We start from the raw sequence: 12,081 nt of genomic DNA on the forward strand, positions 1-12,081 counted from the left end.
CTCACAGCTCACGCACCTTCTGGCGACGCACGATCCAGATGAAGAACGGCGCCCCGATGACCGCGGTGATGATGCCCACCTGGATCTCCTCCGACGACGGCGAGATGACTCGGCCCACGATGTCGCTCGCGAGCAGGAGCGCGGAACCGGCCACCGCCGAGAACGGCAGCAGCCAGCGGTGGTCGGTGCCGATCAGCATCCGGCATACGTGGGGGATGACGAGCCCGATGAATCCGATCGGACCGGCGATCGCGGTCGCCGCGCCGGCGAGGATGACGGCGCCGAGGGCCGACACGAGCCGCGTGCGGAAGACGTGCTCGCCGAGTCCCTTGGCCATGTCGTCGCCGAGTGCCAGCGAGTTCATACCGCGCGCGCTCGCGATGCAGATCAGTGCACCGAGTGCGAGGACGGGTGCCGTCAGCGCGATGCGCGGCCACTCGGCACCGCCGACTCCGCCGATCTGCCACGACTGGAAGGCCTGCAGCAGGTCGACGCGCGGCAGCATGACGGCGCTGATGAGAGAGGCGAAGGCGGCCGACGTCGCGGCACCGGCGAGGGCGAGCTTGAGCGGGGTCGCCCCGCCGCGGCCGAGCGAGCCCACCGTGTACACGAACGCGGCCGCCAGCGCGGCGCCCGTGATCGCGAGCGCCATCTGTCCGTACGGGTTGGTCAGGCCGAGGAACGCGAGCCCCAGCACGACGGCGAAGGAGGCGCCGTTGGAGACCCCCAGGATGCCGGGGTCGGCGACGGGATTCCGGGTGACCGCCTGCATGGTCGCCCCCGAGAGCGCGAGGGCTGCTCCGACGAGAAGGGCGAGCACCGTGCGCGGGATGCGCTTGACGACGGCCGCCTCGGCGATCGTGTCGGCGTGTCCCGAGAACGCTGCGCCGATGTCGTCGAGCGTGACGGCTGCCACCCCGAAGCTGACTGACAGCGCGCACAGCACGAGTAGCACCCCCGCGCCCACGAGAAGCCAGAGGGTACGCACCCACGCCGGGCGTCGCAGGTCTGCGATGCCCGGCGCGGGAGCGGTGACAGCGGTCACGGGTCAGAGCGGGTGGTGCCGGCGATCACTGCGCGAGCGGCGCAGCCATGGCCTCGAAGTACTTGTCGATGCCCCACGGGATGGAGAGCGGCGTCGGGTTCGCCGATGCGGCGAGCGGGGTGGAGTCCGGAAGCACGGCCACGCGGCCCTCGGCGATCGCGGGGATCTTCGAGAGGAGCGGGTCGCCCTGCAGCAGGGCGAGCGTCGAGTCGTCGCCGTAGGTGATGATGAGATCGACGTCGTCGAACTTCGCCGCGTCCTCGGCGCTGACCTGCAGGTAGAACTGGTCGGTGTCGGCATCGGCCTCGAGCAGCGAGGAGAGCGGCATCCCGAGCTCGTTCAGGTAACCGACGCGCGGGTCGATCGGGGTGTAGTACCCGATCTGGCTGAGGTCGGTCGGGTCGACGAAGAAGAACATCGCCTTCTTGTCCTTGAGGTCGCCCTGAGCCTCGAGGGCCGTTGTCGCCTCGGAGTTCAGCTCTTCGACGAGCGCCTCGCCCTCGTCTTCGAGGCCGAGGGCCTTCGAGTTCATCTCGATCATCTCGTCGACGGTCGTGCCCCAGGGGATGTCGGGGTACGCGACGACGGGAGCGATCTTGGAGAGGGTGTCGTACTCCTCCTGCGTCAGCGCGGAGTACGAGGCGAGGATGACGTCGGGCTGCGTGTCGGCGACGGCCTCGAAGTCGATGCCGTCGGACTCGTCGAACAGCACCGGGGTCTCGCCGCCGAGCTCGTCGAGCTTCTCCTCGACCCACGGCAGGATGCCGTTGTCGTCGTCGTCGCCCCACGTGGCCTTGCTCATGCCGACCGGCACGATGCCGAGGGCCAGCGGCACCTCGTGGTTCGCCCAGGCCACCGTCGCCACGCGCTCGGGCTTCTCGGTGATCGTGGTCTCGCCGTAGACGTGCTCGATCGTGACCGGGAAGGCGCCGTCGTCGGCCGGGTTGCTCCCGGCGGAGTCGGAGTCGCCACCGGACGGGGTGGAGCAGGCGGCGAGGCCCACGGCGAGCGCCGCGGCGACACCGGCGGCGAGGAGACGGGAGGTGCGCACGGGCGTTCCCTTCGGTTGGAGATGGAGGGTACGGCGCACGGAGGGGCGCCAGGGCTTTGGTAAGCCTGGCCTAATCTAACAGAAAGTAAGGCGACCCTCATCTCGGGCCGAGGCGCGAGGGATGCAGAAAGCCGGTCGGATCCGTGAGGATCCGACCGGCTTCAGGAAGTCAGCGCGTGCTCAGAGAGCGCGGATGTTCGCCGCCTGCATGCCCTTGGGGCCACGCTCAGCGTCGAATTCGACCTTCTGGTTCTCGCGGAGCTCCTTGAAACCGGAGCCGGCGATAGCCGAGTAGTGAGCGAAGAGGTCTTCCGAACCGTCATCAGGAGCGATGAAGCCGAAGCCCTTCTCCGCGTTGAACCATTTCACAGTGCCAGTGGCCATGTGTTTTCTACTTTCTGTTGATACGGCCGCTGAAGCGACCTGTGCCGCCCCGGATCATCCGGCGCGCACACTCCGTCAACGTATCACGGCGGGCTGACGAACGGTCGGGGCGTTCTCGCGGTGGAGCACGGCGGCCTCGGTGCGACTCGCCACCCCGAGCTTGCGGAGGACGGCCGACACGTGCACGCTCACCGTCTTGACGCTGATGAACAGGCGCTCGGCGATCTGGCGGTTGCTGAGCCCTTCGGTGATGAGTTCGAGCACCTGGAGCTCGCGCGCGGTGAGCGCCTCGGTGTCGCCGGACTCGATGCTCCGACCCTGTGGGCCGTCGGCCACGCGGAGCCCGGCGGCTCGTGCGAACTCGGCGACCGCGTGCTCGAGAGGCACGTGTCCGAGATCTTCGGCCGTGCGCCCGGCGGCGTCGAGGACGGATGCCGCGGTCGTTCGGTCTCCGATGTCGACGAGCATCCGGGCGAGTTCGAGACGGGTCATGACACGCACGGTCACCGGCACGTCGTCGCCGTCGGCGAGATCGACGGCGGCCTGAAGCGCGGGGAGCGAGGGATCGAGGAACGCCGAGAGGATGCCCCACCAGGCGTCGTCGAGGAGTTGCTCGGGCTGGCTGAGCCAGGCGTCACGCACCTCGAACACCGCGTCGTCGACCGCTTCTCCGGTCGCCCGGAGCTCGGCGATGAGCCACCCCGCCTCGAGCATCAGGCGACGCTCGTGCAGCAGTCGCGGGCCGTCGTCGCGCAGCATCGCTCGTACCTCGTCGAGCGCAGTCCGCAGGTCTCCCCCGGCCTCGGCGACCGAGAGGCGCATCATGATCTCGTCGTACCAGATCTGCCGCTCGTCGACCCCGGCCTCCGCGAACACGGGATGCCACTCACGGACGATCTCGGCGGCCTCGACATGGCGGCCGCGCCACGAGAGCACGCGCACCCGCGTCATGGTGGAGTAGGCGTGGAAGATGCGCAGCGTCGCCTGCGCGAGCTCGCGCGCCAGCATCCCCTCGACACGCTCGATCTCACCCATCTCCAGCAGCGGCACCGCCATGTTCTGCGTCATGATCGCCCCCGTGGTGCGCTCGACGCCGTACTCTCGGGCTCGCTCCATTCCCTCCTCGGCGACGCGCACCGCGTCGTGGTAGCGCCCGAGCAGACCCAGCAGGTCGGAGTAATTGACGCGGTACCTCAGCTCCGCGTTCGTCGTGTTCGCGCGGGCCAGCGCCAGTGCGTACTGCTCGTGCGCTTCGGCGACCCTGCCCAGATGAGCGAGGGAGGCGCCACGGATGTTCGCCGCGATCGACGTCTCCTCAGCCGACCCCACCGCCTTTCCCCGCCCCTCCGCCTCGGTCGCGATCTCGATCGCTTCGTCGAGACGCCCCGCGACCATGTACCGGCTGCCGAGCTGATTGAGGATCGAGGCATGCAGTCGGTCGTCGCTGACGCGCCCGTCGAGCACGGCGAGCGAGTCCTGCAGCAGCGGCACCGCCCCGTTCCGCCCGAGGTTCATCGTGTAGTACGCCTTGTCTCGGAGCAGCCGCGCGTGCGTGCGCGGGTCGACGGTCGCGGGGTCGACCTCCGACAGGGCGAGGTTGACCACGCTGAGCGCGCGCTCCCCATCGCCGGCGTTGCGCAGCACCGAGCCCAGCGATCGCAGGAACTCCAGGCGCGGGACGCCGACGAGCACCTCGGCGTCGGGCACCTGTGCCCAGAGGTCGAGGACGAGCTCACCGAACCGCGCGGCACTCGCGAACGCGAACCGCGCCTTGGCATCGCTCATCGCCGTCATGGCCGCCGCCAGTGCCCGCCGTGGGTCCTGCGCGAGCTGCCAGTGGTACGCGAGAGCCGCTGTCTCGCCGCTCTCCGCGCCGGCACCCTGCTGCTCCATGAGCTCGGCGTACGAGCGGTGCAGTCGGGCGCGCTCTCCGGGGAGCAGGTCGTCGTGCACGGCCTCGCGCAGCAGCGCATGACGGAAGCGGTACTCGTCGTCCACGACGACCAGGATGCCGCTCTGCGTCGCCTCCCGGATCGCGTCGTCGAGCCTCCCGTCGGCGAGGCCGGCGAGCGCGGCGATGGTCGGATGACTCAGCGCGCGATCGGCACCCGAGGCCACCTGCACCACGCGCCGTGCCTCGTCGCCGAGACGGTCGAACCGGGCGAGCAGCAGGTCGCGCAGGGTGCCGGGAAGCGGACCGGCCGAGCATCCCGCGATCTCCTCGATGAAGAACGGCACCCCCTCCGCCCGCGACTGGATGCGCTCGATCGCGGTGTCGCTCAGCGGCCGACCCGTGATCGCCTCGGCGAGCTCGCGCGCCGCATCGGTGCCGAGGCGGTCGACCTGCACGCGGTCGAGCAGACGCGCCCGCGTCGACTCGCCGATGAAGGAGCTCACCGCATCGCCGCGACGGACGTCGTCGCTGCGGCACGACAGCAGCAGCATGATGCGTCCGCGCGACAGGGTGCGCAGCAGGAAGGCGAGGATCGCGAGCGTCGAGTCGTCGGCCCAGTGCAGGTCTTCGACGATCAGCACCTGCGGGTTGCGCTCGGCCGCGACCTCGATGAGCGCGGCGATCGCATCGCGCACCCTGTCGGGGCTCGTCTGACTGCGCTCAGTGGGGGTCAGCTCGGGCAGCAGCATCCCGAGCGCCTCGGCCCCGACGCCCAGCTGCGCGCGAACGCTCTCGGCGCCCAGCTGCGACACGATCGAGCGCAGGATGCCGACGAGCGGCCCGAACGGCGTGCGCGACGCCCCGAGGTCGAGGCACCATCCGACGTGCACGTCGGCGCGGTTCGCGACGTCGGCGGCGAACTCGCGCAGTAGACGCGACTTGCCGATGCCCGCTTCGCCCTCGACGAGCAGCGCCACCGGTGTGCCCTCGAGCGAGCGTTCGAATGCCGCGCGCACGACCTGCGATTCGGCCTCGCGGCCGACCATCGCGGTGCTCGGAGCAGCGGGGGGCATGGACTCATCGTGCCACTCCCCTCCGACATCCGGCAGGGCCGCTGCCGTCGGCAGAGGATCGGTCGCAGTCACCGCGCGGGGGCGGTTTCGCAGGGCGTCGCGCAACGGCCGGCGACAGCATCCCGCGCGCCCTCGCGAGATGCGGCGGAGCCGCGCAGCATCCGCCCCATCAACCGCCGCAGCGGGCCCGCAGGCCGGGGGACGATCTGATCGGCGTGCTCCGCGAGGAACCGGCGGCGCTCGGCGGCGCGCTCCAGCTCCCGCCGGTCGAACTCGGTGACCTGGTAGCTGAGGTAGGGGTGCTCGAACATGACATCTCCTCGGTTGGGATGTCCCTACACTCCGCTCTGAGGCGACCCTCCGGCATCGGGAGGATGCCCTATCTTCGCGGCATCCGATCCCTACACGGCTGGCCCTGCCGCGCGTACGCGACGAGGCCCGGAGGCAGCATCCGCTGCCTCCGGGCCTCGTCAGGAGAACGCGTGTGTCAGGCGTCCACGTCGCCGCGCCAGGCGCCGGTCTCGGCTCCGCGCTTCTCGATGAACTCCTTGAAGTTCTTGAGGTCCTTCTTCACGGCGTGCGACCCGGCGCCGACGAGAGAACCGACCTTCTCGAGCAGGCCCTCCGGCTCCCAGTCGATCTGCACGGTGACGCGCGTCGTCAGGTCCTCCAGCTTGTGGAACGTCACGACGCCGGCGTGCTCGGTGTCGCCGCCCGTGCTCTTCCACGCGACGCGCTCGTCGGGGTGCTGCTCGGTGATCTCGGCGTCGAACTCGCGCGTCGCGCCGCCGACGTTCACCTTCCAGCGATTGTGCGTGTCGTCGATCTGCACGATCGACTCGACCTCGTCGAGGAACTCCGGGAAGCTCTCGAACTGGGTCCACTGGTTGTAGGCGACGTCGACGGGGACGTGAACGTCGATGGTCTCGATGATCTGCGCCATGTGATGCTCCTCACTGATTCGACTTGTGTTCCGTTGCTCTATTCGACGCCCCCGAGCGTTCGGATGCGAAGGGGTTGACAGGGTACGGGGCGAGAGCGCAAGGGGGCCGGATGCCGTTGCCGCCGCGAGTAGCGTTGCAGCATGCGCATCCCCGCCGCGATCCGCGCCTCGAAGCGCTCCCCGTTGCTGCAGGTGGTCAAGTCCGCCGCTGCGACGATCGCGGCCTGGCTGCTCGCGGGGTGGGTCGTGCCGGGACAGCTGCCGGTGTTCGCCGCCATCGCGGCCCTGCTCGTCGTGCAGCCGAGCATCAACCAGTCGCTGTCGAAGGCGCTCGAACGCAGCATCGGAGTGATCGTCGGGGTCGTGATCGCCGTCGCCCTCGGTCTGCTGCTGGGCTCCCCCAGCTGGATCGTGCTGCTCGCGATCGTGGTCGCCATGCTCGTCGCGTGGGTCTTCCGCGCGACGCCGGGCACCGGCAACCAGGTCGCGATCTCGGCGATGCTCGTGCTGGCACTCGGATCGACCCCTGACTACGCTCTCGCGCGGATCTTCGAGACCCTCATCGGGGTGGCCATCGGCATCGTCGTGAACGCCCTCATCGTCCCGCCGGTGCTCGTCGCCCCCGCGAAGCGCGACCTCGGACTGCTCGGCGGAGAACTCGCCGCGAGCCTGGACCGCCTCGCCGATGCGCTCCCTCAGCCGCAGTCAGCCGCACAGCTGCAGGAACTCATGCTCGAGGTGCGGCTGCTGCGGCCGATGCGCGACGCCGCGGAGGCGTCGATCGCCGCAGGCGAGGAGTCGCTGACCCTCAACCCGCGCCGTTCGACGCACCGGGTCGACCTCGCCGAGATGCGGGCTCTGCTCGACAAGCTCACACCGATCGTCACGCAGACCATCGGCATGACGCGCGCGTACTTCGACCACTACGACGACTCGATCGGCGAGGAGCCCGCTGTGGCTGCGATCGCCGACCAGCTGCGGCGCGCAGGACACGACGTGCGCCTCGCGGTGCAGATCGCCGACGTCGCGCGGGAACCAGAGGCCCTCACTTCGACGATTCCCGCGCTCACGGCGCCCCTCGTCATCCGTCCACCGTCGTCGGCGCACTGGATCCTCATCGGCTCGCTGATGGAGGACCTGCGCCGCATCCGCGGAGAGCTCGTCGACGAGGACTGAGCGCGGATCAGTCCCGCTCGGCCTCGATGTCGCTGCTGTGCCGACCGTCGTCATCGCCGTCAGACGGAAGCTCTCGCGGCGGGTCGCTCTTGTTGTCCTCGGTGCCGAGGTTGTCGTTCTCCTCCGCGCCGGGCGACGGCTCGGAGCTGATGTCGGTGCGGTCGGTGTCGATGCCGTCGGTGTCGTTCTCGGTGCCCATGTTCGGTCCTCTCGGTCGGGTCGATGTTCAGTGCGACATTATCGGGGCCGCCGCAAGGGGGCAGCGGTCTTGACAAGCCCCGCTGCGCGGCCTCGCGCCCTACCCTGGGAGCATGTCGGAGATGACCGTCGACGCCGCCCTCGCCGAACTCGCGGCGCTCGAAGACCCGAAGATGCGCGCCGCGAACGAGAAGCGCGGCGACGACCACGGCATGAACCTCAGCCGTCTGCGCGCCCTCGCGAAGCGCATCAAGACCGATCACGCGCTCGCGCGCGAGCTGTGGGCCACCGGAGACACGGGCTCCCGGCTGCTCGCCCTGCTGCTCTGCACCCCGAAGGCCTTCAGCGCCGACGAGCTCGACGCGATGCTGCGCGAGACCCGGGCGCCCAAGGTGAACGACTGGTTCGTCAACTACGTCGCCAAGAAGACGCCCTTCGCCGAGGAGATGCGGGAGCGCTGGTTCGACGACGCCGACCCGACGGTGGCCGCGGCGGCCTGGGCGCTCACGACCGTGCGAGTGCAGAAGGATGCCGCAGGGCTGGACCTGCCGCACCTGCTGGACCTCATCGAGCGGGATCTCGCCGGCGCCGCACCTCGCCTGCAGTGGTCGATGAACGAGACGCTCGCGAACATCGGCATCTTCCATCCGGAGCTCCGGGCCCGGGCGCGAGACATCGGCGTACGGCTGCAGGTGCTCGCCGACTACCCGACCGCGCCCGGATGCACGTCGCCGTTCGCACCCATCTGGATCGACGAGATCGTCCGGCGGCGCGAGGGCTGAGCATCCTCGCGCGCCGAGCCACCCCCTTCTGCGCGAGCCACCCCCTTCTGCGCGAGCCACCCCCTCCTGGAACGTCCGCAAAGGGGTGGGCGGGATCGAAAGGGGTGGGTCGGCGCGAAGACGTCGGGCGAAAGGGGGCCGGTCGGCGCGAATACGCTGGGCTGATGAGCACGCACATCGCCGCAGAGCCCGGTCAGATCGCCCCCGTCGTCCTCTTTCCCGGCGACCCGCTGCGGGCGAAGTGGATCGCCGAGACCTTCCTCGACGACGCCGAGCTCTACTCGGAGACCCGCGGGATGCTGGGATACACCGGTACCTGGGAGGGACACCGCGTCTCGGTGCAGGGGTCGGGCATGGGGCAGCCGTCGATGGCGATCTACGCGAACGAGCTGTTCGACTCCTACGGCGTCGAGACCATCGTTCGCGTCGGCTCGTGCGGAGCCCTGACCGAGAAGCTCGCGGTGCGCGACATCGTCATCGCGAACGGCGCGTGCACCGACTCCGGGATCAACCGGGTGCGGTTCCACGGCCTCGACTACGCGCCCGTCGCCGACTTCGGCCTGCTGCGCGCGGCGGTCGAGGCGAGCGAGTCCGAGCCGATCGACTCCGCCGTGCACGTCGGCCTGCTCTTCTCGAGCGACCAGTTCTACAGCACCCGCCCTGAGCTCACGGAGCCCTTCGTGAAGCACGGGGTGCTCGGCGTCGAGATGGAGGCCGCCGGCCTGTACACGCTCGCCGCGTACTACGAGCGCCGCGCTCTCGCGATCTGCACGGTCTCCGACCACATCGTGACGGGCGAGGAGACCACCGCTCAGGAGCGGGAGCAGACATTCGGCGACATGATCCGCATCGCGCTGCGCGCCGCGACCTCGGCCTGAGGCCGCGCCTCTCGGACTTCGCAGGAGATCTCTCAACGAAGGACGGATGCCGGCATCCTGTCCTTCGTTGCGTGAGATCTCCTTCGCAACGGTCGAAGAGAACGCACCGGCCGCGGGATGAAAGGATCGGAGGATGCTCCTCGACCCGACGACCCTGACCGACGGCTCCGACGCGGATGCCGTCTACACGGCGTTCGTCGACTGGGTCGAGTCGACGGGCATCAGCCTCTACCCCGCGCAGGACGAGGCGCTGATCGAGATCGTCTCGGGCAACAACCTGATCCTCTCGACGCCCACCGGCACCGGCAAGTCGCTCGTCGCGGTCGGCGCGCACTACGCCGCCCTCGTCACCGGTCGCCGCTCCTTCTACACCGCCCCCATCAAGGCGCTGGTGAGCGAGAAGTTCTTCGCGCTCGTCGACGTGTTCGGCGCCGCCAACGTCGGCATGATCACCGGTGACTCGTCGGTGAACCCTGATGCTCCGATCATCTGCTGCACGGCCGAGATCCTTGCGAACCTCGCGCTGCGGCAGGGACCGGATGCCGCGGTGCAGCAGGTCGTCATGGATGAATTCCACTTCTACGCCGACCCCGACCGCGGGTGGGCGTGGCAGGTTCCGCTGCTCGAGCTGCCGCAGGCGCAGTTCATCCTCATGTCGGCGACCCTCGGCGATGTCACGCAGCTCGCGTCCGACCTCACCCGGCGGACCGGCCGCGAGACGGCATCCGTCACCGGCGTCGAGCGACCGGTGCCCCTGCACTTCTTCTACGAGACGACGCCGATCCACGAGACCATCGACGACCTGCTGAACACCGGGCAGGCGCCGATCTACGTCGTGCACTTCTCGCAGGCGGCGGCGATGGAGCGCGCGCAGGCCCTGTCGAGCACGAAGGTCGCCAGTCGCGAGCAGCGCGACGAGATCGCCGCGCTCATCGGCGGATTCCGCTTCACCACCGCGTTCGGCAAGACGCTCTCGCGCTTCCTCCGGGCGGGCATCGGCGTGCACCACGCGGGGATGCTGCCGAAGTACCGTCGCCTCGTCGAACAGCTCGCGCAGCGCGGCCTGCTGCGCGTGATCTGCGGCACCGACACCCTCGGCGTCGGCATCAACGTGCCGATCCGCACAGTGCTGCTCACGGCGCTGACGAAGTTCGACGGCAGCAGGATGCGACAGCTCAACGCGCGGGAGTTCCACCAGATCGCCGGGCGCGCCGGTCGCGCAGGATACGACACCGCCGGTACGGTCGTCGCCCAGGCCCCGGAGCACGAGACCGAGAACATCGCCGCGATCAAGAAGGCCGGCGACGACCCGAAGAAGAAGCGCAAGATCATCCGCAAGAAGGCCCCAGACGGATTCGTGTCATGGGGCGAGCCGTCGTTCCGCAAACTGATCGACGCGGAGCCCGAGACGCTGACCTCGCATATGCAGATCACCAGCGCCATGATGCTCAACGTGATCGCCCGCGGCGGCGACGTGTTCGCGAATATGCGCGCGCTGGTATACGACAATCACGAACCGCGGAAGAGGCAGCGGGAGCTCGCCCGGCGCGCGATCGGCATCTACCGCACACTCCTCGAGTCCGGGGTCGTGGAGCGGACGGACGCCGGCGACATCCGCCTCACCGTCGACCTGCAGCCGAACTTCGCGCTCAACCAGCCGCTGTCGCCGTTCGCCCTCGCGGCGTTCGAGCTGCTCGACCCTGACCCCGCCGCGGGCACCGGCACCGGCTCGTACGCACTCGACATGATCTCGATCGTCGAGGCGACCCTCGACGATCCGCGGGCGGTGCTGAGCCAGCAGGAGTTCCTCGCCCGCGGCGAAGCCGTCGCCGCGATGAAGCGCGAGGGCATCGAGTACGAAGAGCGCATGGAACTGCTCGAAGAGGTGACGTACCCGAAGCCGCTGGAGGAGCTGCTGACGGCCGCGTTCGAGACGTACAGCGCGGCGCAGCCGTGGATCCGCGATTTCGAACTGAATCCGAAGTCCGTGGTACGCGACATGTATGAGCGAGCCATGTCGTTCGGGGAATACGTCGCCGAGTACAAGATCGCCCGATCCGAGGGCGTCGTGCTGCGCTACCTCTCCGACGCCTACCGCGCCGCTTCGCAGACCATCCCCGAAGAGCTCAAGGACGAGGATCTGCGCGACCTCATCGAATGGCTCGGCGAGCTCGTCCGCCAGGTCGACTCGAGCCTGCTCGACGAGTGGGAGGAGCTCGTGGCCGGCGTCCCGCAGGACCACGACGACGAGCCGATCGTGCCGCCCGCGCCCAAGCGCCTCACCGCGAACGTCCGCGCCTTCCGCATCCTCGTGCGCAACGAGCTGTTCCGCCGGGTGCAGCTCGCCGCGCGGGAGGACGTCGCGGCGCTCGCCGAGCTCGACCCGTCGTTCGGCGCCGACGCGTGGTCCGATGCGCTGGACGCGTACTTCACCGAGCACGACGAGATCCTCACCGGACCGAACGCCCGCAGCTCGCAGCTGGTCCTCCTCACCGAGGGCGCGACCGAATGGACCGTGCGTCAGATCATCGACGATCCCGCCGGCGATCACGACTGGGGCATCTCGGCCACTGTCGACCTCGCGGCCTCCGACGAGGAGGGTGCCGCGGTGATCACCGTGACGACCGTAGACAGGCTGTAGTCCCCCCGCCGGGGTG

11 protein-coding genes are annotated in these 12,081 nt (G+C 69.4%); 4 read left to right on the forward strand and 7 right to left on the reverse strand.

The genetic code is table 11. The features are described 5' to 3' along the window. Nucleotide 1: 1 nt before the first annotated feature. The 6 genes from AUC47_RS03555 to AUC47_RS03580 all read right to left on the reverse strand — a co-directional run bounded on the left by AUC47_RS03555 (nt 2) and on the right by AUC47_RS03580 (nt 6,390). On the reverse strand, nt 2–1,045 hold the full coding sequence (locus tag AUC47_RS03555; RefSeq protein WP_096713875.1) for a FecCD family ABC transporter permease: 1,044 nt from the start codon (nt 1,043–1,045) through the stop codon (nt 2–4). A 25-nt stretch (nt 1,046–1,070) separates the two neighbouring features. Further along, nucleotides 1,071–2,096 (reverse strand): iron-siderophore ABC transporter substrate-binding protein, encoded by a 1,026-nt coding sequence (locus tag AUC47_RS03560; protein ID WP_096713876.1) that lies wholly within the window; start codon nt 2,094–2,096, stop codon nt 1,071–1,073. Nucleotides 2,097–2,276: 180 nt separating this feature from the next. Then, nucleotides 2,277–2,480: a cold-shock protein gene (locus AUC47_RS03565; RefSeq protein ID WP_050723174.1), complete on the reverse strand. Its 204-nt coding sequence runs from the start codon at nt 2,478–2,480 to the stop codon at nt 2,277–2,279. Between the two features lie 75 nt (nt 2,481–2,555). Then, nucleotides 2,556–5,447: a helix-turn-helix transcriptional regulator gene (locus AUC47_RS03570; RefSeq protein ID WP_096713877.1), complete on the reverse strand. Its 2,892-nt coding sequence runs from the start codon at nt 5,445–5,447 to the stop codon at nt 2,556–2,558. Nucleotides 5,448–5,515: 68 nt separating this feature from the next. Then, nucleotides 5,516–5,758, reverse strand: coding sequence for a hypothetical protein (locus AUC47_RS03575; protein WP_096713878.1), 243 nt, complete (start codon nt 5,756–5,758; stop codon nt 5,516–5,518). Nucleotides 5,759–5,934: 176 nt separating this feature from the next. After that, on the reverse strand, nt 5,935–6,390 hold the full coding sequence (locus AUC47_RS03580) for an SRPBCC family protein (RefSeq protein ID WP_096713879.1): 456 nt from the start codon (nt 6,388–6,390) through the stop codon (nt 5,935–5,937). Between the two features lie 141 nt (nt 6,391–6,531). On the opposite strand from AUC47_RS03580, the gene AUC47_RS03585 reads away from it, so the two are divergent. Continuing rightward, nucleotides 6,532–7,566, forward strand: a complete 1,035-nt coding sequence (locus AUC47_RS03585; RefSeq protein WP_096713880.1) for an FUSC family protein — start codon at nt 6,532–6,534, stop codon at nt 7,564–7,566. Between the two features lie 7 nt (nt 7,567–7,573). On the opposite strand, the gene AUC47_RS03590 is transcribed toward AUC47_RS03585, so the two are convergent. After that, nucleotides 7,574–7,765, reverse strand: coding sequence for a hypothetical protein (locus tag AUC47_RS03590; protein ID WP_096713881.1), 192 nt, complete (start codon nt 7,763–7,765; stop codon nt 7,574–7,576). A 112-nt stretch (nt 7,766–7,877) separates the two neighbouring features. Here AUC47_RS03590 and AUC47_RS03595 point away from each other — a divergent pair, with 112 nt between their 5' ends. From AUC47_RS03595 to AUC47_RS03605, 3 genes are all read left to right on the forward strand, one after another. Further along, nucleotides 7,878–8,546 (forward strand): DNA alkylation repair protein, encoded by a 669-nt coding sequence (locus tag AUC47_RS03595; RefSeq protein WP_096713882.1) that lies wholly within the window; start codon nt 7,878–7,880, stop codon nt 8,544–8,546. 164 nt (nt 8,547–8,710) lie between these two features. Then, nucleotides 8,711–9,424, forward strand: a complete 714-nt coding sequence (deoD, locus tag AUC47_RS03600; protein ID WP_096713883.1) for a purine-nucleoside phosphorylase — start codon at nt 8,711–8,713, stop codon at nt 9,422–9,424. Between the two features lie 133 nt (nt 9,425–9,557). Beyond that, complete coding sequence (locus tag AUC47_RS03605; protein WP_096713884.1) at nt 9,558–12,065, forward strand: DEAD/DEAH box helicase; 2,508 nt, start codon at nt 9,558–9,560, stop codon at nt 12,063–12,065. Nucleotides 12,066–12,081 lie beyond the last annotated feature (16 nt).

This window comes from Microbacterium sp. SZ1 (assembly GCF_002362255.1).
Lineage (GTDB): Bacteria > Actinomycetota > Actinomycetes > Actinomycetales > Microbacteriaceae > Microbacterium.

Excerpts from the sequence above, each read along its gene's own strand:
- AUC47_RS03565 (WP_050723174.1), bottom strand. The coding sequence starts at position 2,480 with ATGGCCACTGGCACTGTGAAATGGTTCAACGCGGAGAAGGGCTTCGGC.
- AUC47_RS03570 (WP_096713877.1), bottom strand. The coding sequence starts at position 5,447 with ATGCCCCCCGCTGCTCCGAGCACCGCGATGGTCGGCCGCGAGGCCGAA.
- AUC47_RS03575 (WP_096713878.1), bottom strand. The coding sequence starts at position 5,758 with ATGTTCGAGCACCCCTACCTCAGCTACCAGGTCACCGAGTTCGACCGG.
- AUC47_RS03580 (WP_096713879.1), bottom strand. The coding sequence starts at position 6,390 with ATGGCGCAGATCATCGAGACCATCGACGTTCACGTCCCCGTCGACGTC.
- AUC47_RS03585 (WP_096713880.1), top strand. The coding sequence starts at position 6,532 with ATGCGCATCCCCGCCGCGATCCGCGCCTCGAAGCGCTCCCCGTTGCTG.
- AUC47_RS03590 (WP_096713881.1), bottom strand. The coding sequence starts at position 7,765 with ATGGGCACCGAGAACGACACCGACGGCATCGACACCGACCGCACCGAC.
- AUC47_RS03595 (WP_096713882.1), top strand. The coding sequence starts at position 7,878 with ATGTCGGAGATGACCGTCGACGCCGCCCTCGCCGAACTCGCGGCGCTC.
- deoD (WP_096713883.1), top strand. The coding sequence starts at position 8,711 with ATGAGCACGCACATCGCCGCAGAGCCCGGTCAGATCGCCCCCGTCGTC.
- AUC47_RS03605 (WP_096713884.1), top strand. The coding sequence starts at position 9,558 with ATGCTCCTCGACCCGACGACCCTGACCGACGGCTCCGACGCGGATGCC.